The organism is Dehalobacterium formicoaceticum (assembly GCF_002224645.1).
Classification (GTDB): domain Bacteria; phylum Bacillota; class Dehalobacteriia; order Dehalobacteriales; family Dehalobacteriaceae; genus Dehalobacterium; species Dehalobacterium formicoaceticum.
In genome coordinates, this window is record NZ_CP022121.1 from 3,246,969 (window position 1) to 3,272,787 (window position 25,819).

A 25,819-nucleotide genomic window follows, 5' to 3' on the forward strand; every position below is an offset into this window, starting at 1 on the left:
TACCATTTGTTAGGTCAAATACTTCTTGAGTCTTATTATCTTTTTTTCAATGGTACGCTCTTTCTTTGTGTAATTAATTGTATATACTCCAAAGTTATATTTATTTTTTTCAGTTAAGTTTACAATTTTACTGGAGACTGTCATTTCTTTTTCCAGCACTTCGTCCACCAGAGACTGTATACTCTTACTCCAGCTAGCATGATTAAAGACCCTAACCTTTGGTTGACCACTTGTGTTTTCAGGTATTCTAAGGCCTCTGCCTAATACTTGCGCTATTAGCAACTTGGAATTAAAAGCCCTGTCTTCCCAAGGTACTATTTGAAAAACGTTCTTTACATCCCAACCTTCGGTTAACATAGATACAGAAATTACCCACTCTGCTGGATTGCTCTTATCATCAACCGTTTTTAAGGCAATAACATTCTTTTTATGTTTAGGTGCCGACGTTACAACAAGTACTTTATCGTCAAATTCAGTTCGGCGTATACCTTCCTGTTTTTCAATAAAATCTAAAAAATCTTCATATAGGTATCCTGCCGATTTTATATCCTTTGTAACCATTATTGTTATAGGCTTAATATCACCATATTTCTTTTGAAATTCTTTATGATTATCATATATTTTTTGAAACTTTTCATATGGATCTCCATTTTCATCTTCGGCCACATATTCGACCAGTTTTACAAAACTTCTTTCCATAGCTTCTCTAAGAGAAAAGCGATATATTACATCAGAGAAATACTCGTTTTCTATGTAAGCTGTTCCAGTAAAACCAAGCAAATATTTAAAATGGAAATCTTCACTCATTAAAAAAGTTTTCCACTTCCTAATGTCGTTCTCTCCGCTGGAATTATATGCATGATGCACTTCATCACTTAAAACTAATGTTTTTTCTCCATACCCCTTAAGACTTGCTATTATGGATGAGCCTGTCCCATCATAAACAGCATGAATATTTTCTACACAAATATCTCCATCTTTTATAGTGCTGTTCGCATCAATTATTCTAGGATTTTTAAAAAACGCCGTTTCAGGGATACTTGCTTTTAATCTTACATCACTGGTTTTTTCTTCAAATTTTTCCATTAAACCTGACTCAATTGTCAAAGACGGGCACAAAACTAAAACTTTGGTTACTAAACCCAGGGACAACATAATTTGCGCTATGCCATAAATAACATAGCTTTTACCCGTAGCGGTTGCCAAATCAATAACACCGGAAAGCTTCCCTTTTAATGGGATATGTTGAATAAAATCATGCTCTGTACGATAAAGTCTTTGTAAATCTTGATTATTCTTATAATTCTCTCTTGCTAACTGATCAATATTGGAATACTCACCTGAAGCTAAGTATATGATAGCTGTCTTTATGGCCTCTTTCTGGTAATCGCGGTTTCCGCAAAGAATATCCAGATAATCTTCCCATTCATATAGATTTAGCTTTTTGACATCATAACTACTTCTAACTTTAAGAGTAAGATCTGAAGCATTGTTTCTAATAATGCCTTCCATCTACTGCACCCCCACAGAGAACTCTTCTTTAAACTCATTCCCATATATGTCGATATATATTGCTAAAACTTTCTTGCCCGGATTTTTTATGGGGATATTGATAATATTGGCATTTTTGAGGTCTTTTCTAACATCATCGGAAATATCTTTGTGTGTAGTTGCCCTTTTTTTACTTTTGGATATTAAATCTTTAGCAAAATAATAATCCTTCATGATAAAATCTCTGCTATAATCGTTGTCGATGAGTACTATAGACAAACTCTCAAAGTTATTTATTTCTTTTCCCGTTTCATCCATACTATAATCGGACATAAATTTTTTCATAGTTATATAGTAATTCCCATCGATATTGGTCAGTTCAGTTCCAACTTCTGGTTGCCTAATAAAATGAAACCCTACTGCTTCGTCTAAATCATTAATCTGGCTTTGACTTTGAGGCTGTTTGATTTTCTTGAAGTTTTGGTTATGTAGTTCTTTGATTACTTGATAAGGTATTTTCAAAAAATAATACCTTATACTGTCTATTTCATAATAATCATTTACAAAAGCAACATTATTGGCAGGAGCTACAATATAAAACCGATTTCTTATCCGCTCGCCTATGTTTCTATGAAGATCATGTAGATATTCTGAATCAACATCTGCATTACGCATCTTTTCATCCCAATACGGATAAATTTTAACAAAGGAACCCCTTTTTTCTCCATCAATTGATACACCGTTGATATTGTCTTTATCAATATCCTCAATGTCAAATAAATTTTTAACAAAAGACTTATATTTATCTTCCGTTAATGAAAACACCTTTCCTAAGTCATATAGACCTGCAGTTACCACAGAAAATGCTTTTGCATTCTGTTTATATTCTTTCTTAGGATTAACAACATCCTTGCTTTTTGATATTTCCAGCAACCTTTTTTGTATAGTGTACATTGATAATTTTCCAATGTCACACCCGATCCATCTGCGGTTTAATTTTTCAGCTACAGCTAATGTTGTTCCCGATCCAGCGAAACAGTCCATTACTAGATCGCCCTCTTGTGTACAGCTTTCAATAACTCGTTTTAGCAATTCTTCAGCATTTTCTGTTGGATAATTATTAGAAAACGCATATCCCTTGATGTCTGTCCAGTTATTATCAATGGGAACAGAATCTGTTTGTAAATACTCCGGGCGAGCTTCAATTTTTTTGCCCTCTAAATCATAATAGGGGATGTCAGGGTTTAAACGTAGCCTTCCTTCTTTTTCAAAAACGTCAATCTTTTCTTGGGTATATGTAAAATGCCTTCCTCGTCTCGGTAAATACTGCTTTCCAAAAATGACCCGTTCAGGAGGATTCCTTAAACCGGGTGATGTTAAATCGTCCCAAATGGGTTCTTTTTCTTTACCGCAAAAATTACATTTCCGAGGCATTTCGGGATTATTGAAATAGAAAGTGGACGATTTTGAGTAGAAGAAAATTGATTCCGTGCTAACATTAAATCTTGTAAGGTTTCGGAGAGACCGTTTGACCCTATTGATAACAATTTCGTTTCTAATATTATTTTTGCCGAAGACTTCATCCATAATAATTTTAATGTAATGACCAAAATGATAATCTAAGCGAACAAAAATCACCGCATCATCCGCCATCACTTCGCGCAATAATATGAGTCGGCGTCTAAGAAACTCAACAAAATCTGCACCTTTCCGCTTTGCACTATATGCACTTTGACCTTTGTTTCCGTCATAATCATCTCCCGTACCAAACGGGGGATCTATATATACAAGCTTAACTTTCCCTTTGATTTTTTTGGCAATAATCGGATCTTTATCATAATATATAGTTTTCAGCACTTGAAGATTATCTCCAAATATCAAAAGATTCTTCCAATCTTCATTTACTGACGGATGTTCATCCCCATTGTAGGTTTTTTCAATTTGTAAAGGTACGTTAGATATTTCATCAGTATCTGACAGTATATCTTCTTTACGCATTTTCCCTGCATAAGCAAGTTCGTATTCCTTTTGAATAGTAGGGAATAAAGAATATTTGTATTCAGCAGGAATACTCTGACCATCCTTTAAACACTTAACTATATAGTCAATATCATATTGGTTTAGCATAATAAACTCCTCCACGAATTAGTTTGCAACTGCTTCTTAGTTCTTTAATAGCTATTCATCGGGTGTTAAGTCCATAATGTCAGCAGAAGTACAATCCAACTCATTACAGATCTTTTGTATTACCTCGATGCTAACTGGTTGATTTTTGCTTAATTTAGAAAGAGTGGATGGGCTTATTTTGCATACCTTACGTAAATCCATTTTTTTCATACCTTTGTCAATTAATAGCTTCCATAGTTTGTTGTAGCTAATAGCCATACTGACACCTCCACTTAGTAAGAGAATATCAGAATACCCAGGGGAGAGCAATGCAATATTGTAAAATTATTCTATGTTTGCGTATTTAATTTATATAAAAAGAGAACATAAGCGCAAAACCTATGTCCTCATGTTCATCATTTTAATTACTGCTAAATCTGTACTTTCAGCTCTTGCCGGTATTGGGCGTAATGGTCGCTTAACACATACTCGATAACCCACACTTTAGGTATCCTATAGGCACTGCGGATGAAAAAATACTTTATATGGTTGCCATGCAAAATCTTTCGTGCCGTGGTCTCTCCAATGCCGCCTAACATGGCTCTAAATTCATCCAGTGTAACGACATCAGGATACGACTCAAAAAGCTGCTCGTAGTATTCTTGATTTTTCACAGTCATCAGCTCCTAAAAATATTTGTCAATGGTAGGATGACTGTTACAATATTGGTTTTTGATTAAACACGTTCGACGTTTCGACGGCAGACGGTTCGGATATCCCTCCTGAATATCCCTCCAATATCCCTCCAACGTCCAAAATTGATGTCAAAAACGCTCTTTTGAGAGAGCCTTGGAGTGACGTGGGTTTCCGGGTTTTAAGTGCCGCAAACCCGCATTATACAAGGTTTTTGAGGGTCTGAGGATTCCGGTAGAGTACGTTGCATTCCCAATGCTTCCGGTGAAGCTGAGGGACTCAAAATCCAGTGGTAGCGATACCGTGTCGGTTCGACCCCGACCTTCGGCACCAAAGACTCTCAGGTTATCCTGAGAGTCTTTTTAGTTCAAACAGGGGACGGTTCTTTGTTCTATCCCAAACAATCTGCCACTATTTTTCTTAAAATAGGCAAAACATCCTTTTCAAACCATGGATTGCGTTTTAACCAACCAAGGTTTAATGGGGAAGGATGAACTAATGGTAAATATTTTGGTAAGTATTTTTGAAAGTTTCTTAATGTTTCAGTTAAATTTTTCTCGCATTCTTTACCTAAATAGTATTTTTGTGCGTAATTTCCAGTAAGAACTATCGTTTCAATATTTGGCATTTCTTTTAATAAACGAGGATGCCATTTTTCTGCAAACCCCTTTCGAGGTGGCACATCTCCCGTTTTTGCTTTGCCTGGATAGTAAAAATCCATGGGTAATTGGGCGATACGGTTTGTTTTATAAAATTCTTCTCGTGATATTCCCATCCAATCTCGCAAACGGTCACCGCTTGGATCATTCCAAAACAAACGGGTTTCCTCTGCTTTACGACCCGGTGCTTGCCCAACAATAGCAATACGAGCATCTTTAGATGCTTTAAACAAAGGTGCAATCCCCGCTCTTGTGTAGGATTCGTTCTTTGGATCAGTCATTATTTCTTGTTTAATATTTTCAAATATTGTCATATTATACACGTCCTTTGGGGCAAACAGGGGACGGTTCTTTGTTCTAACTTCGGTAAATCTTATTGACAGTAAAACCGGTAAGTCTGGATATCTGTCTTAACGAACTTCCCTCAATCTTTTTTAAATATTTTAGTACTTCTTTCTGCGTCTCCTCCGGTTGATTCTGTAATGATGATAATACCAGACGATACTTGGACATAACTAATTCTTTTATTTCTTTGTCAGAGATTGTTTTTCTCGCTTCCGTAACTTCTAAACATTCATCATTACTGGTTTCCCTATTGAATATAATAAAATCCTGTTTGGATTTGTTTCTATCAGAATCCCACATATTTAAGACAAATTCAGTATCAACAATCCTTTTTCCGCCTATATATTCTTGATAGCTGCTCCATTCATATGCTCCTATGTCTTTTACTATTCCTGCTTTTATCGGATTTTGATGTATGTATCTTAACACTGTTAAAAAATATCTATCATCTTCCACTGCCTCACTTTTATATCGATCCTGGAATAAGTGCCCTTTTCTGCTATACTGCCAATTATACCAATATACATAACTGGCGCCTATTCTTTTCATGGTATTGGAAAGCTCCTCTTTCCCCTCTTTCATTAATAAATGCACATGATTTCCCATTAAACAATAAGCATATATTTTGTAGTTTATCTCTTCCTGATATTTTTCAAGAATATCAATAAATTTTTCATTATCTTCTTCATCCTCAAATAAGGTCTGCTGGTTGATTCCTCTTAACATAATATGATATATTCCACTTTCGCTTTTTTCTCTTGCCGTTCTTGGCATAAAAAATCACCTCACCAGTAGATTACCATACTGATGAGGTGATTGTCAAACAAAGAACCGTCCCCTGTTCTACCCTGTTCTACTTAAATACTGTTTGGTCGTTCACTGGTATTGTCAGTGCATCCAGAGCCTGGTCCACCAGTTTCCTGCGCAGGGATTTTTCGTCTTCCTTGGTTAACTGGGGATTACCCAAGGGGTAGGGAATGGCCACAGTGGGTACAATGCGGTTCGCCCCGACTGTCAGGGAAATGGGTACCACGGTACACATATGGACCACCGGCAGGCCTGTACTTTCAATTTCTTTCACCATCGTTGCGCCGCAACGGGTACAGGTGCCTCAGGTGGAAGTAAGAATCACGCCGTCCACACCGGCGTCCAGCAAATCCCGGGCAATTTCGGCTGCGAATTTCTTGGAATTGGCCACGGAGGTCCCGTTACCAACTGTGCTGTAATAATATTCATGAAGTTTGCCGATCTTCCCCTCGGCTTCAATTTCCTTCAGCACATCCACGGGCATGACCCGATCCCCATCCTGATTGGCATAAACAGGATCATAGCCCCCATGAGCCGTTTCACTGTTAGCCTCAGTCAGATCATTCAGTTCTGCCAGGCTGTATTTCCCGTATTTGGATGCACTGGAGGACTCAATCCGGTCCGGATTGCCTTTGGGCACAATACCACCGGTGGTAACCAAAGCGATGGTTGCCTGGGAAAGGTCTTTAATTGGGGCTCCGGGAGGAACCCGGTCAAACACCGGCATGGGATATTCGGTTTCAAAGCTCGCACCTTTCAGCTTCTTGACCAGCATCTCGACGGCTCTTTTCGCGCCCCGGTCTTCGGCGAAAAGGTTCACCCTGATCCCTCGGGGCAGATAGCCTTCTTCTGCCGGACTGCCGACAGCCTCCCCTTGGCCTAGTTTTAATGCCAGCTTAGCCATAGGTGCCACCGCTTTTCTCATACCTGCCGCCGAATTTCCTGTTTCAATAATATAGGCATACTTTTTATAGAGATCTACCCCCGGATTTTCCGGATACATGCCGGAGACCACCGGAACATTCAGCTCCTCCGTAACTGCTTTGGCAACCGCCCCGCAGGCAACTCCATAGCGTCCTGCATTAAAGGCCGGGCCGGCAATGACCACATCAGGATGATATTCTCTGATCATGGCAATGATCTCTTTACTGACCTGCTCGATGTTCTCATTAAAATATGAATCGCCGCAAATCATGGTGGCGACAATCTCCCCTTCTTCTCCCATGGCGGCGTTCAAAGCCATCCCTGGCCCCAGGACACCTGCCCGAAGCTCCGGAGGAACATCGGCTTTTTCTTCACCGCCGATTTGTCCGAAGAATTGGTTCAGATAATGGACAACCTTAATTTTGCTCACGCTTTTTCCCCCTCTCAATGGTGGATAAGTGATATTGATTAATATCCCCGGGCGGTCAGATTACCAAAGCCCAATTCATTAGTGGCTCCCGTAATCACTTGGATTTCCGCCGTGATGCTCCCATCTGTCCCCAAGCTTCCCGCTGAACCACCGGCGATCATATCTGCCGCTTCCGGATAGCCAATGACTTTTTCCATGGGAGGCAGGGTCACCACCTGATTCGCATTGCCTGCAGTTACAACAGCATTGCCCAGGGGCGTGGAATCAGCCAGAGACTGGGATGCCCCATCCTGTCCGGCATATTCATCACATATTAAAACCGTTTTGATGCCCTTGTTTTCCAATTTAGTGCAGTTCATCACCAAGTCCGCATCGGGATTTCCGAAACCTTCTTCTGAAACAATGGCTGCGTCGGCACCCAAAAATTCCACCAGTTTGGCTGTATAACAGGAAGAACGTTCTTTATCCGCCAAGGTTACATTCTCATTGGTCAGGACAACCCCGATAAAATTAATATCTTTACCATGGCGTTCATAAAGTTCATGGATTACAGGGCTGTTTTGATGCACATAGGTAGGATTTTTGTCACAGGCAGAGACACAGTTCCCACTGGCAATGGCTCCGTCCATCACCTCGGTGGGATAAATCAAGGTGGGCAGGATTTTCTTGACATCTTCCCCGTAAAGGTAAGTATCATGGAGCAAGCCCTGACTTTGCAGCATATAAACATAAACCACCTTGGGGAGATCAGGATACTCCTGCACTTGCTCCACCAGGGGTTTGGTTTCGTATGCTTTCACTTCGTCCGGCTCGATGTTTCGACCCGCCTCTCCCAAATAGGCGGCAGCTCTAAATCCGGCCATTCTTACCACCAATTCATGTTCATGCTGGTTCAAGCCTGCTTCAGGCTCTACCTTCAGCACAATGTTTTGGGTGACGGAAAAGGGGGTATATTTGGCTCCGATCCCGGACATATCAATAATTCCCTCCTGAAAACCAACAATTCTGCCCGTGGTAACGACAGCAGCCCCTTTCAGCACATGGGTTCTTCCCTCCCCGACTGTGTCTACGGAACTGATAAATCCCGGCAAAATGCCCCCGCTGCCGGATACCTTTACTCTGGGCTCGATGACATCCTTCACCGGGATAATCCTGGTTTTGTCTCCCGGTTTAGCCAGATCAATCACTAACGAAACAATCCGTTCATCATCACCGGCAGCAGCCTTTGCCAGTTGATCCCGGTCGATAAAAAGAGTCTGATTGACAACTTCAGTTTTACTGCCGAATTGTACATCCCTAATGAAAATGTTCCCCAATTCTAAGCGCACAACCTTCACCTCCTATGAAATATTCCTGCAAATTTTTCTTAATCTTCTCTTTTTAATTCGTTTTAAATTCGCTTTAAGGTTGTATTTAAAACGAAACCATCTTTTTAAAATTTTCGTCATCATTTTTCAAAATAGATCGTGTTTGGCAGAGCGTCAATCGCTGACTGCAACAGGTTTAAATCAATCATGGCAAAATCTTCGATAACCGAATTGTTCCAAGACCTTGCCAAAACCGGCATTTTGTTTAGTATTTCCATTGCGGACTCAATCATGCTTAAGGATTGGTAATCAAGGGTTCCCCTTTCCTGGGTCAGGATCAGAGATTTAAAAGGGGTTTCATTTGGTTTGATGCTTCCTGCCAAGGGATGATTCAAGAGCTTGCTGCCCTGGTGAATGAAGTTCCTTGCATCCACGAAAACCTCCTGTAAAGACCCCTTTACTTGGCGCGCCTGCCGGTAAGATTGCCATACCGCAGGATTATTGCTGATAATAAAGGCTTTCTCCATTTTTATCACCTGAAATCAAATTTAATAATCAAATTTAATCATCGTAAAATTAGGTAAAAATTTAATAAAAAAATTTAAAAATAAAAAGACACAGCAAAGAAAATATTGCCGTGCCTCTGTCTTTTTACCTGAGAGATTAGCTGTAGACCAACCAGTTTGCTCCGTCGGTGTCTTTTGACTTTCCAGAGTTGAGTCCTGACGCGGTCCTTTTACCTGAAAGTTTCACTTTCAATTTGCTAAAATCAAAAGCTTGCTTCTTCGGTACCCAATGGGATTCTCCCACGTCTTTCATACTCAAATACTATTCATTTTATAAAACGAATTTTATTTTGGTAAAATTATTTACAGGAAATCAAAAGCTTCTTATATCAATTATTATTTAATTATTTGCATTGTACCAAATTTTTCATGTCAGGTCAACCGGGTAAAATCATTTTACTTCATTTTTCAAAACCTTTGCATCAATTTTGCCACATTATTTTCTCAATTCAGGATTATTTTGCCTGATTTGTTTAATATTTTGACTTCCTGGCCGGCACCTGTTTTTTTCCAAAGCTTTTAATGTTAAAATATTACTGTAGTTAAACCCTTTTCTTAAATGCATTATTTTTCTTTTACTGTTGCCGTCCAAAAAACGGCTTCTTTTTTTACCCATTTCTTTCATATTTTTCATATCATGAAACCCGCGAAATAAGGGATACTATTTTTGAGGTGATATGAATGGCCAAAAAATCAACGAAACGTGATAACATTAGTAACAGTAAAATGAAGTCTTCTCTCTCCTCATCCAGCTGCCAAAGGCAAAAGGAATCTCCTTTAAGTCTGGAGCAATCTTTTCATGAAGCCCAATCCTCCAGCAGCGAGCAAGAAAAACTTTAAACCCTTATCGGCAGTGAATAAAAAATCCGCTGATTCAGCGGATTTTTTATTTCTTTTTTCCTTTTTCCTTTTCCCTTTTCCTTTTTATACCATCTGCAAGTTAACTTTCCTTTAAAATCACGGTAACTTTCCTTGTTTTCTGATTGCTATCCGTTACTTCTACAGTAACCTTATCTCCTGCCTTTTTGTTACTGATCAAGCCTACCAATTGTTCAATGGTTGTGATCTTTTGATTTTCAATTTTGGTGATCACCTCGCCGCTTTTAATACCGGCTTGATCGGCCCCGCTGCCGGGCACAACTTGATAGACATAGACTCCTTGCGCTAAGCCAAACCTTTGACTATCTGCCTCCGTTACGGTATTACCCTGAATGCCCAGATAAGGACGCACAATCTTTTTATTTTCGATCAATTCCGTAATAATCGGTTTCGCTTCATTGATCGGGATGGAAAACCCCATCCCCTCCACGGAGGACTGAGCTAGTTTCACGGTGTTGATCCCGATTACCTGGCCTTTTTCATTGACCAGAGCGCCTCCGCTGTTGCCCGGATTGATGGCAGCATCCGTTTGAATCAGATTCATGGTTTTATCCCCTAAAGCCAGCTCCCGATTCACCCCACTGATGATGCCGGCCGTAACCGACCCCGCAAAATTAGTACCCATAGGACTTCCGATGGCTACCGCCAATTCTCCTACGGCAAGCTTTGCGGAATCTCCTAATTCGGCTGCCGGTAATCCGGTTTTATCCACCTTGATCACGGCCAGGTCCGTGGTTGCATCCCGACCGACTAAATTAGCCTTCAGTTTCGTCCCGTCCTGTAAGATCACGGTTAAGGCACTTGCGCCCTCCACCACATGGTTGTTAGTCACGATATGTCCTTGATTATCAATGATGATCCCGGAGCCGGTACCACTGCTTTCATAACGCTTCCCAAAAACATCTGTCTGGTTGGCGGTAATCTCAATTGCGACAATGGACGGCGATACCTTTTTGGCGATGGGCACCACCGGGGATGCGGTTAAATTCGATCCTGCCGAGGTTCCCGCTCCGGTACTTGCCGTTTGATTGATCGCCAGGCTGTCAGCGGCATAGGCCGAACTGTTTTCCCCCACTGACGCGGCCAGCAGTTGATTTACACCTAAACCGAATCCCGTGCCGATGATGAAGGCACAGAGCAACAAAATAATAATCCCTTTTTTCCCTCCGGAAGGCTTCTTATTAATAACTTCCTGATAGCATCTTTCTTCATCATTGAATCTTTCTTCATCCATAACAATTCCCTCCTGTTCTGTTTTTTTTACTATAACATGAACCTTTGAACAAATTATGAACAGACTGTTAACATTTGGGATTTTGTCAGGGTAAAGGTCATTTTAACTTGATTATCAGTGCTCTCGGCCCATATTTTTTGATCCATACGGCTGATCATTTCTTTCACAATCGCCAGACCCAGGCCGTACCCTCTCTTATCCTCGCCCCGGGAAGGATCTCCTTTATGAAAGCGGGTCCAGATTTTTTCCAGTTCCTCTTGATCCATAGTGACGCCGGTATTGGTGATTTCCACCCAGATCCGATCCTTGTGTTCTGAGGTTTGAATGATAATTTTGTCCCCGTGGGGGGTAAATTTCACGGCGTTATCCAAAAGATTGGTGAGAATACGATCCAAAAAATCAGGATCGGCTTGTACGGCAGCACTTTCCTGAAACAAGACCAGGGTAACCTCCAGCTGTTTCTCCTGAATCGGCTGTTCAAAAGAGAGGAGTTTACGGCGCAGGACCTCATGAAGTTCAAAAACCTGATTGTCCACCTCCACCTTGCCCTGCTGCATTTGGTTTAATTCCAGCAGTTCATTAGTCAGCTTGATGATGCCTTTGCTCTCGGCCAACACAATTTCCAGATAATGCTGCTGTTGTTCCGGAGGGATGGTGCCGTCCAGAATTCCTTCAATAAAACCCCGGATCAGGGTCATGGGGGAACGGAGGTCATGGGAAATACTAGCGATAAAATTGCGCCGGTTATCTTCAATTTTTTCCAGGGATTCCGCCATTAGATCAAAACTTTTGGCCAATTCTTCAATTTCATCCCGGGTATGAATATTCAGCCTTTTTTGAAATTCTCCCCCGGCGATAATTTTCGCCGCTTCACTGATTTCCTTTAAGGGCCGGGAAATTTTCCGCACCTGAAAATATAGGATAGCATAAGCAAAGAGCATGGCAAAGATCATCGCCCCAAGAGTGATGCGATAGATATCAGCAAAGGTTTTCCGCACCTCAGGAAGGGAGGCATGAATTAAGATGCCCCCCCGGAAAGTACGTTCAAAATAGATGGGATAGCCGACAGAAAGAGCCGGTTGGTTTAACTTTCCGCCGAAGGTACCTTCTTCATACAGCACCTTTTGCTCCCATAATTGTTTTAATTGATCCTGTGCGATGCGCTGCCCCAGAAAACCCTCCTCCGCCGCAGCGGAAACCCCCACAATCAAGCCATCCTCGTTGACAATCCAAATCCGGGCCTTTAAAAATTGATCCAGCACTTCCAGATCATCTCTGAGACGCTGCTGATCAATGCGGCCGGTATAAAGGGCCTGGATCAGATTTTCACTGATTTTTTTGCCTTGCTCCAGCAGCAGCTCTTTTTTGTCTCAATAAAATATTGATTAAAAAGCTGGGATAAAAGCAGAGCCAGGACGCCAAAGCCAAAAATCAAGGTGATGCCGTAAATGAAAAACATTTTTTTAAACAGGGTCCGTTTCATTTTTTCACCTCAAATTTGTAGCCGACACCCCAAACTGTTTTCAGTTCCCACCTTTTTTCCTGATCATGAAACTTCTCTCTGAGGCGCTTGATATGGACATCCACAGTGCGGGAATCCCCGGAAAAATCATAGTCCCACACCTTTTCCAAAAGCTGCTCCCGGGTAAAAACCTGATTGGCATGAAGGGCCAGAAAATAGAAAAGTTCCAGCTCCTTGGGAGGAATTTCTATGGTTTGGCCTTGATAAGTGATTCTATATTCACTTTTATCAATCACCAGATTGGGGAAAACCACCTTTTCCTGTGTCTGAAGGCCATGACCGGCGCGCCTGAGCACCGCCTTGACCCGCGCCACCAATTCTTTGGGATCAAAGGGCTTGACCATATAATCATCGGCGCCGATTTCCAGGCCTAAGACCTTATCAAAGGTCTCCCCCCGGGCAGAAAGCATGATCACAGGGATACTGCTCACCTTGCGGATGGCTCGCAACACCTCCCACCCATCCACTTTGGGCATCATAATATCCAGCAGCACCAGATCCGGCGTCCAGGAATAAAACAAGGACAAAGCTTCCTCCCCTTGATAGGCGGCCTGGATTAAAAGGCCTTCCTTTTCCAGATAAAGCCGGATCAAATCCACAATATTTCGATCATCATCTACGACTAGTATTTTCCCTTCCACAGACTTACCTCCGAAAAAAGACTCTACTCTTCTGCTACAAGATCATGGGCATCAAGATCTTTTTTAACGTTTTGTACATGTTGAACCATTCTGGTAAACGCCAAATCCGGGTCATGTTGTTTAATCGCTTTGAAAACCTCCTCATGCTCCAATACAGATAAGTATTGACGGCCCGGAATTTTGAAGCTTTTATCCCTTATTTCACCGGTTAAATCTAATATGTTAACCATTAATCTCATCAGAACTTTATTTCCCGATGCTTCCACGATCTTCAGATGAAACTCGGCATCAAGTAACGCAAGTTTTTCACTATTCATTAAGCCAAGCTCTTTACCCCTTTTGACAATATTTTCAAGGGCTAAAATATCCTCTTCCTTGGCATTTTGCGAACACCATAACGCTGCATAACCCTCTAAAATTTCCCTGACTTGAAATATTTCATCAAAGGTACCATCTGTGATCTGAATCAGCGCTGCTAATCGGGATACATCTTCGTCCACTTCATTAACAAAAGCGCCCAGACCATGTCGAATCGTTACCATGCCCAGTCCGGACAAAGTTTTTAATGCATCGCGAACAACGGTTCTGCTTACAGAAAACACTTTGCACATTTCCCGTTCAGCAGGCAATTTATCTCCAGGTTTAAGTTCACCGTTACTAATATTCTGCACAATTTGCTTGACAATTTCTTCGGATAGATTACCATGTGTTTTAACTGCTTCAAACACGATTAACACCCTTTCAACAAGTAATGCCCTTTTAGGTAATATTATACATTATACAATATCACTATAAATAACAAAAGAGCAATAAACAATATTTAATGTGTTTATTGCTCTTTGCATGCTGATTAAAATCGCTTAATTAGATTTATCAAGCCCATACTTCTCTACAAGAGGTTTGACTTGTTCCGTATAGGTATTAACCACTTCTGCGAATTCTTCCCCATTGAGATAATCTGCAGGTTGTCCAATCTGCTCCATGTCTGCAAGATAATCCGGGTTTGTGCATATTTTTTCAAATCCATCACGCAACACCTGTAATACTGCCGGGTCAATATCTTTTGGAGCTGCAAATCCACGGCGAATATCGGAAACAAATTCAACATTTTGTTCTTTGAAAGTAGGAACATCTTTGAGCCATGGATGACGTTCCTCAGATGCAATAGCTAAAAACTTATACTTACTCACATCTCTCATCACGTCATTTAAGTTGCCAATCATCGCATCAACATGACCACCCATCAAAGCCACATTCTCATCTGCCGCACCGGTAAAAGGAACAAGTGTGAGTTCAATACCAAGCAAATCCATGAGCTGCAGTGCTGCAATATGATGTGCTGTAAAGGTTCCCACAACGCCTATTGTCATTTTACCGTCTTTTTTCTTAGCCTCTGCCACGAAATCCGCAACAGAATTCATCGGACTGTTAGCTTGAACAACCAGAAGATTAGGATCTTTTACAACCTGGCAAATAAAAGCGAAATCTTCGATCTTATAAGTAGCCTGGGGACTTAAAGCCTGCAAATTGATATGAGGGACATTAATCCCGCCAATTGTATACCCATCTGTTTTAGCTTTTGTGATTGCTGTAAAACCAACTTGTCCGCCTGCACCGACCTGATAATCAAAGGTCAATGGCTGATCCTTAAACTCTTGCTTCCAATACTTGTCGATGATGCGTGCCTGAACATCACTTGAACCACCCGCTGTAAATGCGATAATCATGTTGACCGGCTTATCAGGAAAGTTGACAGCTTCCCCTCCCGGCGTTTTTTGGTTACCCCCACAACCAGTTAGGAGTAACGCACTCACTGACACAATAGCTGCTGCTAGCTTGACCCATTTTTTCATGATTTTACCTCCATATTTTCATTTTTTTACTGCACAATAGTTACTCAGATTCCTCAGCCAAAGCATCCTGAATAGCCTCCGGATTCTTAAAACGGGTATATAAGGACACTGCCAGTAAAACGAAAGCAACAGCAAGCAGTACCAAAGAAATAGGTCTTGAGAAGAATATAGCTATGCTGCCATGAGACATGTTCAATGATTGTCTTAGAGACGTCTCAAAAATCGTCCCTAAGATCAGACATAAAATCAAAGGTGTCGTCGGGATCTCTATTTTTTTGAATAACCAGCCGATCAGTCCAAATATGATCGCTACACCAACATCAAACAACTTAAACCTTACACTATATGCTCCGATAAAAGAGAAGACCAGAACCATCGGAGCCAATATGGAATAGGGTACTTTGACAAGTCTTGCCCACATAGGGATTAGGGGGAGATTCAAGACAAGCAGAATGACATTGCCAATATACATTGAAGCAATTACCGCCCAGACCAAATCCGCATTTTTTTCAAAAAGCGTGGGACCGGGCTGAAGCCCATACATCATAAATCCACCTAAAAGAACAGCCAATGCCGGTCCGGAAGGAATTCCGAAGGATAGCAGGGGCACAAAACCACCGCTGGTGGTCGCATTGTTTGCTCCTTCGGGAGCTGCGACGCCCCTCAGTTCCCCTTTGCCAAATGTCTCGGGATGTTTAGAGACACGTTTTTCAATATCATATGCCATAAAAGAAGTAACGCCCGGGCTGCATCCGGGTAATAACCCCAGGAAAAACCCAACAATCGTTGATCGAATCATCGTCGGTAACAAATAGATGAATTCTTTAGCCGTTAAATAGAGCCTTTCCAGTTTTGCCTTATAGACCGGAGCACCAATATTCTCCAAGTTGCTAAAGATTTCTCCTACAGCAAACAACCCGATAATGACACTAATAAAATCGATCCCTGACATGAGATCCATATTGCCGAAGGTAAAGCGGGAATATCCCGTCACGGATTCCATCCCAACCATCGCAATGAGAAATCCCAGTACAGCGGAAACCAATCCTTTAACTAAAGATCTTCCGGTAAGATTAATAACCACACTTAAGGCCAGAATCATTAAGGCAAAATACTCTGGCGGTCCAAATTGAAGAGCCACATTTGCTAAAGTAGGTGCAAAAAAAGTCAGTCCAACAAGTCCGAGAGTCCCTGCAACAAAAGAAGAAATTGCCGCTGCCGCCAATGCCGGACCTGCCTTCCCTTGCTTTGCAAGTTGGTAACCATCTAATGCAGTTGCGACGGAACCAACCTCACCGGGAATATTAACCAGGATCGCCGTCGTTGACCCCCCGTACATGGCCCCATAGTAGATCCCCGCTAACATGATAATGGCTGGGATCGGCGGCAAAACTGTGGTTAGTGGCAGAAGAATGGCAATACCTGATGTTGGTCCTAATCCAGGTAATACTCCAACTAATGTGCCTGCCAGACAACCTAAAAATCCAAATAACAGATTTTCAGGTGTTAATGCTGTAGCAAAACCGCTTAATAACATTGAAAAATCCATCGTCTCACCTCACACGAATGAAAATCGTTTATCCCTTTCTTTCCAAGTGATTGTTCTTTAGAATCCAAAGATGCCGATCGGCAGAGGAAGACCCAGCAATATCCTGAAAAAGTAAACAATAAGTCCCCCTGTTAATACACCTAATAAAGCACATTTCCATAACGCATATTTTCCAAGTTTTCGTGTTAAGTAGGTTACCAGAAGAAAAGTATCTAAACCATATCCGATAATCTCCATTAGCCCAAGATAAAGAAGCAAGATTAAAAACATTCCCGCGACAGGCATTGCATCACTTAGCCGAATAACTGAATGTGTTATATTTCTAATATTAAAAGATTGAATGATCAATAAAATACTAAGAACTGCAAGAGTTACCCCTAATCCCATTGGCAGGATTCCCGGTCCAAAATCCACACCCGGCATGCTTTTCGGCATTTTTGTTGCCATTACAATGACGAATATCGATAAGATTAACAAACATATTCCTGTTCTAAAATCCGTCTTCTTTGTAATTGGAATTTTACTGGTTAACATATTGTTTTTTAGTTCAGCAGCACTATTCTCGCTCATTTCTTCCTCCTTTTGGGGGCTGTCTATTAAATGAATGTTTTCACAATTGATATGTGTGCTAAGTGCTTCTGAAAGAAGCACTTAGCCTTTCAAGACAAATTCTTAATTATGCGCTGGGATAGAGACGTGTCAGCACAAATTCCTTGTGATTGAGCACTTCGGCATCAGTGAAACATCCCCGAGATGTTTTGACAACACATTCCATCACCTTGTCTGCTGCTTGATCAAGAGTCAGTTCTCTGCTCAGTACGCCGCTGATATCTACATCGATATGCTCCGACATTGATTCACAGGTTTTCGGATTAGCCGACATTTTTATCACCGGTTCAATGGGGTTACCCACAATATTGCCTTGACCCGTGATGAAGATATGGAGCGTCGCTCCCGCTGCCATCATCAGTGTGACACATTCAGCTGCCGCAGCTGAAGTATTCATGAAATAGAGCCCCGGTTTCGTAGGTTCTTCGGCCATTTCCAACAGACCGATAATTGGGCTCTTCCCTGCCTTTTGGATATTGCCCATCGCCTTCTCTTCGATGGTTGTTAAACCACCGGCAATATTCCCTTGGGTTGGCTGTGTGCCCAACAGGTCGGCTCCTTTGGATTCAATCATATCCATATAGTCTTTATGGACTCTTAAAAACTCTTGCGCCAGTTCAGGTGTAGCAAAGTGTTTAGCAAGAATATGCTCCCCGCCTGTCGTTTCAGGAGTTTCTCCAAAAATAACTGTGCCGCCCATTGCCACCAATCGATCTCCGACGACACCTGCTGTTGGGTTTCCGGCAAGACCGGAAGTCGTATCGGATTCACCGCATTTTAAGCTTACAACAAGATCTTTTAATTCACATTCTACTTTTTCTAAGGATGTGGCATATTTTACATATTCATGGGCTTTTCGGGATGCCATTTCAATTGTTTTTAAGTCACCATGACCTTCAATTCCGAAATAGGTCACCGGTTTCCCCGTTTCTGCAATGCCATCTGCAACTCGCTTCGCCCAGTTCGGTTCAATCCCGATGACAACAACTGCCGCCACGTTAGGATTGCGGCCTGCTCCAATGATGGTTTTGAAATGCAATTCAAGGTCTGCCCCGAATTGAATCCGGCCATAGGGATGAGGCAGAGCCAGGGTTCCTGCTATATTATTGGCAACTGCTTCACAAGCAGCATTGGACAAATCATCCACCGGAAGAATCAGCACATGATTACGAATACCGATCCGTCCATTTTCTCTACGATAGCCTAAAATTTTAGTTTCCATAGTCCCACCTCGCAGTCTTCAGATTATGGGTATGCACCCAATCTCCAACCTTAATATCTTCGGTTACTTTACCTACGTTTTCACCGTATTTTATTAGGTTTTCACCCTTTTTCTTTTCCTTGAGGGCTATCTTGTGCCCCAGTTGAATATCATGGTTGGATTTTACATGAAATTCTTTTCCGCTATGAATGTCTACGCCCATGACTTCCTCGCCGGCTTTAATATCTTGCACGGCGACACCAACGTCATCCTGAGCTTCATGTAATAAGAATTTGTGACTGCTCATCCTTTTCCTCCTTCAATAAATTTTTATTTTTTAAATTAAAGTGCCATTTTTTCATTTCTGATGATGGGAATAACCGAGTTTGCATAAGGCAATACTGTTATTTTTAACTCTCTCGAATTATCAGGGAGTACTTCGTCAATCGCCTCTTGCAGGCTCCGAACAACCTTCACCATAAGAGTCTTTGCCAATTTCTGGGGTACTTTGTCAGAAACCAAAATCGTTTTCGCTTTCAAAAATGTCCTGGTCCACAGATAAGCTTTATGGGGACCGACAACAAATTCTTTTTCCTTGAAAGAAGCAACAAGATCTGAAGGATCCTTGTACTGAGACATTGTGTTTATAAAACTCTCTTCTCCTGACCCATCAATACATTGAGCTACCAAGATGATGGTTCCCCCCGGTTTGACCAGCTGCAGAGCAGGGGTTAAGGCCTTCTGAGCCTGGTACACATTGATATCTTTCGGAAAACCTCCGGGAGAAGCCACAACAATGTCGGCTAAACTCATAGCTACCCCAAAAATACTTTTAGCAAATTCAACTGCGGTACGGTGAGCCGTCTGGGGGTGACCGGCCACTGCTTTAATGACCTTTTTTTGTGTATTCAGTACCACGTTCACAATCATATCCACACCAATAAGCTGACCGCAATCTTCTAAATCCATGCGCGCCGGATTTCCTTCCAAATGCCCCAACTCAGCCCCTGGTTGAAAAAGCCGGACATGATTTCCTGTAATCGTTTCTCTGCCGCCTAATCCGATGACCGCACCTTTTACACCTGCCGTAAAGCCCATAAATTGATGGGCATCAACCATGCCTGTAACGATTTTATAATCTGCCTGAGCAAAATATTTATTAACGTATACCGGAGTTCCCAAGGAAGATGTACCCATGAAAGCAAGACAATCCTGATCATCGGCATCATGGGGCAGCACCTGTTTCACCCTTTTTGGCACTTCTTCGCCCAGGATATAATTTATTTCTTCCTGAGTTGCCGGATGATGCAATCCGCCGCCCACAAGCACGGTAATTTGTTCTTCATGGATCCCAAATTCAGCTAACCAGGGCAACAACTTTTCCAAAATGAGGCGGGAAGGGACGGGACGTGTCATATCACTGACAGCAATTGCCACTGACTTCGCGTTTCTGAGTTTATCAAAATTGATATTTCCTATTAAATCCTGTAAAGCTGCAGAAATTTGTTCACCGGCTTCGGCACCAGACTCTACCGATTTTAACCTGCCATATTCACAGTTAATTTCATCTGAAATCAAGCAAGATTGTGTCTCATGCCCATAGGGCACTTCAATTTTTTTCACGGTTTAACTCAACCTCACTTATGGATGGATTAATGATTTTTACGCGCTGGGATAGAGACGTGTCAGCACAAATTCCTTGTGATTGAGCACTTCGGCATCAGTGAAACATCCTCGGGATGTTTTGACAACACATTCCATCACCTTGTCTGCTGCTTGATCAAGAGTCAGTTCTCTGCTCAGTACGCCGCTGATATCTACATCGATATGCTCCGACATTGATTCACAGGTTTTCGGATTAGCCGACATTTTTATCACCGGTTCAATGGGGTTACCCACAATATTGCCTTGACCCGTGATGAAGATATGGAGCGTCGCTCCCGCTGCCATCATCAGTGTGACACATTCAGCTGCTGCAGCTGAAGTATTCATGAAATAGAGCCCCGGTTTCGTAGGTTCTTCGGCCATTTCCAACAGACCGATAATTGGGCTCTTCCCTGCCTTTTGGATATTGCCCATCGCCTTCTCTTCGATGGTTGTTAAACCACCGGCAATATTCCCTTGGGTTGGCTGTGTGCCCAACAGGTCGGCTCCTTTGGATTCAATCATATCCATATAGTCTTTATGGACTCTTAAAAACTCTTGCGCCAGTTCAGGTGTAGCAAAGTGTTTAGCAAGAATATGCTCCCCGCCTGTCGTTTCAGGAGTTTCTCCAAAAATAACTGTGCCGCCCATTGCCACCAATCGATCTCCGACGACACCGGCAGTTGGGTTTCCGGCAAGACCGGAAGTCGTATCGGATTCACCGCATTTTAAGCTTACAACAAGATCTTTTAATTCACATTCTACTTTTTCTAAGGATGTGGCATATTTTACATATTCATGGGCTTTTCGGGATGCCATTTCAATTGTTTTTAAGTCACCATGACCTTCAATTCCGAAATAGGTCACCGGTTTCCCTGTTTCTGCAATGCCATCTGCAACTCGCTTCGCCCAGTTCGGTTCAATCCCGATGACAACAACTGCCGCCACGTTAGGATTGCGGCCTGCTCCAATGATGGTTTTGAAATGCAATTCAAGGTCTGCCCCGAATTGAATCCGGCCATAGGGATGGGGCAGAGCCAGGGTTCCTGCTATATTATTGGCAACTGCTTCACAAGCAGCATTGGACAAATCATCCACCGGAAGAATCAGCACATGATTACGAATGCCGATCCGTCCGTTTTCTCTACGATAGCCTAAAATTTTAGTTTCCATAGTCCCACCTCGCAGTCTTCAGATTATGGGTATGCACCCAATCTCCAACCTTAATATCTTCGGTTACTCTACCTACGTTTTCACCGTATTTTATTAGGTTTTCACCCTTTTTCTTTTCCTTGAGGGCTATCTTGTGCCCCAGTTGAATATCATGGTTGGATTTTACATGAAATTCTTTTCCGCTATGAATGTCTACGCCCATGACTTCCTCGCCGGCTTTTATATCTTGCACGGCGACACCAACGTCATCCTGAGCTTCATGTAATAAGAATTTGTGACTGCTCATCCTTTTCCTCCTAATAATATTTATCATCATTTACTAATGGTATGTTGTATGTGGTATTACCACTTACTATGGTCAGTTTATACGATTTTCCCCAACCTGTCAATATACTTTATTTTTTTTTTTCACAATCAATTTATCCGATTACAAACGGTCGGATAGTTTTAAATTATCTATCGCATAACTAATTGCAATTTTACAAAGGTATCTATCCAATCTATAATAATAATGTAAAAACCTGGAGGTGTATTATCAATAATGTCAACGAACCTTTCAATAATCATCGGCATCGCAATCTATGGATGTCTTGCAGGCAGTGCAATCACATACTATAACCTGAAGTTCAGGAATATTAAAAAATCTCCCAGGTACGAAAATACCAGGGAGAAGAAAGTCAAATGCAATGAACTTGTATATTGTGCCTATTGATGATTCTTCGTATAGCCTGAATCTTTTTTATAAACCGGAATCTCCGCCTTATCCTTTCGTTTAAGGCGGAGATTCTGCTTTTCATATCCAACACACTCTAACGGGTATAATCTTTGTTATTGCCAAATACCTCAATCATTCTCATGCTTCTCTCTGATATTAAGGGTCAAAGGAATTTTATCTTTTTCTTCGGCGGAACCTTTCGTAAGCCCCCGGATGGTGGAAATCACTTGGGTGGTCTTGCCTTCTGATACCAGGATGAAATACCTTTCCGGTTCTTCCGGGGCGGTCACTTCTTTGGTCACTTCCAGGACATCAGGATTTGCAGCAGGCAGCTTTTCCATTCGTTCAATAAAATCTTGATATTGATCCCGGCTGACCTGATGTTCCACCACCTGATCCGGACTGATCTGCATCATCAGCATGTTCTTTGACTCATCGAATGCTTCAGCACTCTCTTGGGTATCTTCATATATTTTTGCACTCTTATCTAAGTCAGCTCCTGCCGCAGGGAGGGGAGCTTCTTTTGGGGATGGATCTTCCGGGACTGCCCTCCGCATTAAAATTTGATCTGAGGGAGCCGCTTTTTCCGTTTCCTTGGCAAGCTTCTGTTCCGGGGTCACCTGGGTCTGAGCCGACTGAGCCGGTTGGACCTTATTCTCCGACGCCGGCTTTTTTTCCGCAGCAGCCCTTTGATCCCCGGTACTACTCTTAACCTTATTTTCTGCAGCTTGCTTTTCTTCCCTGTTAATTGCATTATTCGTTGAATTATTTTCGTCATTGTTCTCCAAAACACCTACTGCGTTGCTTTCCTGATTATCCTGAACTTGGGTCTTTTGCTCCGGGATCTTAATCTTTTGCTCCTGAATCCCCTCGTCCGAATCATCCTGCATCAGAGCAGAATTTTGACTCTCGCTGATACCCGGGGCGGATGTGCCGGCATCGTCAATGGGAGCTGCAGAATTCCAGGGATTGGTCATCAGAGAGGAAATAACCGGATATAAGATCAACATGAGTACAGCTGCCATGGCCAAAGGAGCCCACCGGTGCGTAAAAATACCCCCCATGAATTTTCCCGATTTTCCTTTTTTGTCAAGCGCCGACAGCTGATGATGCAAATCGCGCTGAAAATCGGTGGGAAGGGGGATCTCCGGCATGTTCTGCATTAATTTGCTTGTTTTTTTCAAATCCTCTAATTCCCGACGACAGTCAGGACAGGTTGCCAAATGTTTCTCAACGGAAGCTGTTTCCTCCTGACTTAAAACCTGGTCCAAATAAGGAGAGAGCATATCCTGAATTTTTTCACATGTCACTTACTATCCCCTCCTTTCCTCTCATAGACGAAACCGGACAAAAAATTGTTCCCTTAAACTTGGGTCGAAAGATCGTCCTGCTGATTATTTTTTAGAATTTCACTTAACTCCTGATATAATGCTGCTCCGTCCTTTCTGCTCAAGGCATTTAGGACAATGGTTACATCTTCTTGCCCTTCCTGACCGTGATAGCTTAAACGGAGATAACCCTTGCCCCTTGTGGGAAAGGAGAGCCTGGACAATTCATATGCTTTGGGCCCCGTCAGGCCCTGGGCAAGGATCATTTTTCCATCCTCAATCACCACATAGGGCTTTTGTCCCGCCCGATAATAAATCAGCCAAATAATCCCTAATACGACCAACAATCCGGCTATCAGATAGGACTCTGACAAATAATATACCACTGCCCCCAGGAAAAATAAAATGCTGGTGATGAGGTTCAATCGATTATTTTTTTTGTAACTACTCATTACTTCACCCCCGGACAGAAAAAAGCTTGGCCCGGAGGGCCAGCTTTTTCTTTATGATTTACAGTTGATTTTGCATTTTACAAGCCAGCACCGTATGTTTGCAAAGTACCGCTGTGGTTACAGAGCCTACGCCGCCGGGCACAGGTGTGATTTTATCGACAATCCCTTCGGCAGCCTGGAAATCTACGTCACCGCAGTATTTCCCCGGGTTGTCCGGATCTTCGTTAATCCCCACATCAATGACCACCTGTCCTGCTTTGACATAATCAGCCTTCACCATCTTGGCCCGTCCCACGGCAGCAATAAGTACATCTGCTTCGCGGCATACGCCGGGTAAATCCTGGGTCTTGGAATGGCAGATGGTCACAGTGGCATTATCCCCCAATAAAAGCATGGCTAAGGGTTTTCCTACTACCAAAGAACGGCCCAAAATGACAGCTTTTCTTCCCTGGAGAGGAATTTCAAAGTGATGTAAGATTTCCATCACCGCCTGAGGGGTACAGGGTGGAAAACCGGTTTTATCGCCCACGAAGACCTTGGCGGCACTGCCCAGGGTTAAGCTGTCCACATCCTTATCCGGAGAGATCAGCTCCCGGATTTTACTTTCGTTAAGATGCTTGGGCAGAGGGCTGAACATGAGAATCCCGTTAACATCCTTACGGCCGTTGATCTCCTGTACCGCTTTTTCAAATGCTTCCTGACTAATGTCTTCCGCATATTCAAAGACCTCAAAGTCAATACCGATGGATTCGGCAGTCTTTTTGGCCCCGCCTTCATAATATAAATCATCAGGCCGTGCACCCACCCGGATAATCCCTAATTTGGGCACTACGCCCTGAGCCTTGATTTCCGCAACCTGAGCCTTTAAGTTTTCTTTAATGGCAGCGGCTACATCTTTTCCCATTAATTTTTCCGCCATGTTGATCCTCCTTTTCTCTCTTACCAAATCATTTGATTATGTATTCATTTATTTTGTAATTTCATTTAATACGGATTGATAGACTTCATCTGCCACTTTAATCCCGTCATCTGTGAGATGGTCCACTTCTGCCTTGGTTGCTTTAATAAATTCCTGGTCTTCTATAGTATTCAGATTAATCATGACATTTAATTTCCCGGCGATTAAAGAACCGCGCAAAAAGACCACACCGCAGCCCACATCAGAGATGAGCATCCGGCTGCCGATTTGACCCATGCGTTCATGGATTTTGATTCCTTCATAGGATTTGCGCATGATTTCCATGGGAACAGCGACAGCATTCTTGGATTCTCTTTCCAAAACTTCTGCTTTCACCTTTTTTTCTTCATCGGTGCCATTAGGTAAGCCATAAGCCTGGGACAAAGGCTCAAAAGCCTCCGCATCCTTGGCAATCAAAGCCAGGAGCTCTTCCTGGACTTTCAGGCCTTTTTCGATCAGTTCTTTGACTTCATCTTCCACCTCGGCATATTTCTTTTTTCCTACTGTGAAATTACCTACCATTGTGGAAAGTGCGATTCCGATAGCGCCTCCCAAAGCGGCCGCTCCGCCTCCACCGGGAACAGAAACCTTATCGGACAGAGCAGTAACAAATTCACGACAGCTTTTATCCACCAAAGACATATTCATACCTCCTATGTTCAAATAATTACCGTAAAATACAATCCTTTTTATTATAACAGTCTTTGCTCCATAATTTCAATTATTTGCAAAG

General features: G+C 42.3%; 28 protein-coding genes and 1 riboswitch. Of the genes, 1 reads left to right on the top strand and 27 read right to left on the bottom strand.

Annotated features, from left to right (window positions below; all coding sequences use genetic code 11):
- Window positions 1-9 precede the first annotated feature (9 nt).
- The 10 genes from CEQ75_RS18745 to CEQ75_RS15845 form a co-directional block, all read right to left on the bottom strand.
- Window positions 10-1,512: a DEAD/DEAH box helicase gene (locus CEQ75_RS18745; RefSeq protein ID WP_198306569.1), complete on the bottom strand. Its 1,503-nt coding sequence runs from the start codon at window positions 1,510-1,512 to the stop codon at window positions 10-12.
- On the bottom strand, window positions 1,513-3,618 hold the full coding sequence (locus CEQ75_RS15805) for a DNA methyltransferase (protein WP_089612048.1): 2,106 nt from the start codon (window positions 3,616-3,618) through the stop codon (window positions 1,513-1,515).
- 51 nt (window positions 3,619-3,669) lie between these two features.
- Window positions 3,670-3,876: a helix-turn-helix domain-containing protein gene (locus CEQ75_RS15810; protein WP_089612049.1), complete on the bottom strand. Its 207-nt coding sequence runs from the start codon at window positions 3,874-3,876 to the stop codon at window positions 3,670-3,672.
- Between the two features lie 152 nt (window positions 3,877-4,028).
- The gene (locus CEQ75_RS15815; RefSeq protein ID WP_198306570.1) at window positions 4,029-4,271 is read right to left on the bottom strand and encodes a DNA-binding protein; all 243 of its coding nucleotides are present in this window, start codon (window positions 4,269-4,271) and stop codon (window positions 4,029-4,031) included.
- A gap of 410 nt (window positions 4,272-4,681) precedes the next feature.
- Complete coding sequence (locus CEQ75_RS15820; RefSeq protein WP_089612051.1) at window positions 4,682-5,263, bottom strand: uracil-DNA glycosylase family protein; 582 nt, start codon at window positions 5,261-5,263, stop codon at window positions 4,682-4,684.
- Window positions 5,264-5,306: 43 nt separating this feature from the next.
- On the bottom strand, window positions 5,307-6,068 hold the full coding sequence (locus CEQ75_RS15825) for an REP-associated tyrosine transposase (RefSeq protein WP_089612052.1): 762 nt from the start codon (window positions 6,066-6,068) through the stop codon (window positions 5,307-5,309).
- A gap of 79 nt (window positions 6,069-6,147) precedes the next feature.
- Window positions 6,148-7,455: a glycine reductase complex selenoprotein B gene (gene grdB / locus CEQ75_RS15830; RefSeq protein WP_089612053.1), complete on the bottom strand. Its 1,308-nt coding sequence runs from the start codon at window positions 7,453-7,455 to the stop codon at window positions 6,148-6,150.
- Between the two features lie 38 nt (window positions 7,456-7,493).
- Window positions 7,494-8,783: a glycine/sarcosine/betaine reductase component B subunit gene (locus CEQ75_RS15835; RefSeq protein ID WP_089612054.1), complete on the bottom strand. Its 1,290-nt coding sequence runs from the start codon at window positions 8,781-8,783 to the stop codon at window positions 7,494-7,496.
- Between the two features lie 119 nt (window positions 8,784-8,902).
- Window positions 8,903-9,289 (bottom strand): GrdX family protein, encoded by a 387-nt coding sequence (locus CEQ75_RS15840; RefSeq protein ID WP_089612055.1) that lies wholly within the window; start codon window positions 9,287-9,289, stop codon window positions 8,903-8,905.
- 191 nt (window positions 9,290-9,480) lie between these two features.
- A riboswitch (glycine riboswitch) is annotated at window positions 9,481-9,581 on the bottom strand.
- A gap of 183 nt (window positions 9,582-9,764) precedes the next feature.
- On the bottom strand, window positions 9,765-9,962 hold the full coding sequence (locus tag CEQ75_RS15845; protein WP_089612056.1) for a hypothetical protein: 198 nt from the start codon (window positions 9,960-9,962) through the stop codon (window positions 9,765-9,767).
- A gap of 47 nt (window positions 9,963-10,009) precedes the next feature.
- Between CEQ75_RS15845 and CEQ75_RS18480 the strand changes: the two genes are divergently transcribed.
- Window positions 10,010-10,168: a hypothetical protein gene (locus CEQ75_RS18480; RefSeq protein ID WP_157677505.1), complete on the top strand. Its 159-nt coding sequence runs from the start codon at window positions 10,010-10,012 to the stop codon at window positions 10,166-10,168.
- Between the two features lie 100 nt (window positions 10,169-10,268).
- Here CEQ75_RS18480 and CEQ75_RS15850 read toward each other — a convergent pair whose 3' ends face one another.
- From CEQ75_RS15850 to CEQ75_RS15925, 17 genes are all read right to left on the bottom strand, one after another.
- The gene (locus CEQ75_RS15850; RefSeq protein WP_089612057.1) at window positions 10,269-11,441 is read right to left on the bottom strand and encodes a S1C family serine protease; all 1,173 of its coding nucleotides are present in this window, start codon (window positions 11,439-11,441) and stop codon (window positions 10,269-10,271) included.
- 53 nt (window positions 11,442-11,494) lie between these two features.
- Window positions 11,495-12,703, bottom strand: a complete 1,209-nt coding sequence (locus CEQ75_RS15855) for a sensor histidine kinase (RefSeq protein WP_089612058.1) — start codon at window positions 12,701-12,703, stop codon at window positions 11,495-11,497.
- 56 nt (window positions 12,704-12,759) lie between these two features.
- Window positions 12,760-12,924 (bottom strand): hypothetical protein, encoded by a 165-nt coding sequence (locus CEQ75_RS18485; protein WP_157677506.1) that lies wholly within the window; start codon window positions 12,922-12,924, stop codon window positions 12,760-12,762.
- Window positions 12,921-13,604, bottom strand: a complete 684-nt coding sequence (locus CEQ75_RS15860) for a response regulator transcription factor (RefSeq protein WP_089612059.1) — start codon at window positions 13,602-13,604, stop codon at window positions 12,921-12,923. Before CEQ75_RS15860 ends, CEQ75_RS18485 begins: the two co-directional genes overlap by 4 nt.
- A 23-nt stretch (window positions 13,605-13,627) precedes the next feature.
- Entirely contained in the window at window positions 13,628-14,332 is a 705-nt protein-coding gene (locus CEQ75_RS15865) for a FadR/GntR family transcriptional regulator (protein WP_089612060.1), read from the bottom strand.
- Window positions 14,333-14,464: 132 nt separating this feature from the next.
- Complete coding sequence (locus CEQ75_RS15870; protein WP_089612061.1) at window positions 14,465-15,457, bottom strand: tripartite tricarboxylate transporter substrate binding protein; 993 nt, start codon at window positions 15,455-15,457, stop codon at window positions 14,465-14,467.
- A gap of 40 nt (window positions 15,458-15,497) precedes the next feature.
- The gene (locus tag CEQ75_RS15875; RefSeq protein WP_089612062.1) at window positions 15,498-17,006 is read right to left on the bottom strand and encodes a tripartite tricarboxylate transporter permease; all 1,509 of its coding nucleotides are present in this window, start codon (window positions 17,004-17,006) and stop codon (window positions 15,498-15,500) included.
- A gap of 57 nt (window positions 17,007-17,063) precedes the next feature.
- Window positions 17,064-17,576, bottom strand: coding sequence for a tripartite tricarboxylate transporter TctB family protein (locus CEQ75_RS15880; RefSeq protein WP_089612063.1), 513 nt, complete (start codon window positions 17,574-17,576; stop codon window positions 17,064-17,066).
- 106 nt (window positions 17,577-17,682) lie between these two features.
- Window positions 17,683-18,837 (bottom strand): UxaA family hydrolase, encoded by a 1,155-nt coding sequence (locus CEQ75_RS15885; RefSeq protein ID WP_089612064.1) that lies wholly within the window; start codon window positions 18,835-18,837, stop codon window positions 17,683-17,685.
- Window positions 18,827-19,123 (bottom strand): UxaA family hydrolase, encoded by a 297-nt coding sequence (locus CEQ75_RS15890; protein ID WP_089612065.1) that lies wholly within the window; start codon window positions 19,121-19,123, stop codon window positions 18,827-18,829. Before CEQ75_RS15890 ends, CEQ75_RS15885 begins: the two co-directional genes overlap by 11 nt.
- A gap of 35 nt (window positions 19,124-19,158) precedes the next feature.
- Window positions 19,159-20,439: a nickel-dependent malate racemase, LarAH5 family gene (gene larAH5, locus CEQ75_RS15895; RefSeq protein WP_089612066.1), complete on the bottom strand. Its 1,281-nt coding sequence runs from the start codon at window positions 20,437-20,439 to the stop codon at window positions 19,159-19,161.
- A gap of 39 nt (window positions 20,440-20,478) precedes the next feature.
- Window positions 20,479-21,633, bottom strand: coding sequence for a UxaA family hydrolase (locus CEQ75_RS15900; protein ID WP_089612064.1), 1,155 nt, complete (start codon window positions 21,631-21,633; stop codon window positions 20,479-20,481).
- Window positions 21,623-21,919, bottom strand: coding sequence for a UxaA family hydrolase (locus CEQ75_RS15905; RefSeq protein ID WP_089612067.1), 297 nt, complete (start codon window positions 21,917-21,919; stop codon window positions 21,623-21,625). The genes CEQ75_RS15900 and CEQ75_RS15905 overlap by 11 nt, the downstream gene beginning before the upstream one ends.
- Before the next feature lie 557 nt (window positions 21,920-22,476).
- Entirely contained in the window at window positions 22,477-23,658 is a 1,182-nt protein-coding gene (locus tag CEQ75_RS15910; protein WP_089612068.1) for an anti-sigma factor family protein, read from the bottom strand.
- A 53-nt stretch (window positions 23,659-23,711) separates the two neighbouring features.
- On the bottom strand, window positions 23,712-24,128 hold the full coding sequence (locus CEQ75_RS15915) for a hypothetical protein (protein WP_089612069.1): 417 nt from the start codon (window positions 24,126-24,128) through the stop codon (window positions 23,712-23,714).
- Window positions 24,129-24,186: 58 nt separating this feature from the next.
- Entirely contained in the window at window positions 24,187-25,047 is an 861-nt protein-coding gene (locus CEQ75_RS15920) for a bifunctional 5,10-methylenetetrahydrofolate dehydrogenase/5,10-methenyltetrahydrofolate cyclohydrolase (RefSeq protein ID WP_089612070.1), read from the bottom strand.
- A 48-nt stretch (window positions 25,048-25,095) separates the two neighbouring features.
- Complete coding sequence (locus CEQ75_RS15925; protein WP_089612071.1) at window positions 25,096-25,728, bottom strand: cyclodeaminase/cyclohydrolase family protein; 633 nt, start codon at window positions 25,726-25,728, stop codon at window positions 25,096-25,098.
- Between the last annotated feature and the right edge of the window lie 91 nt (window positions 25,729-25,819).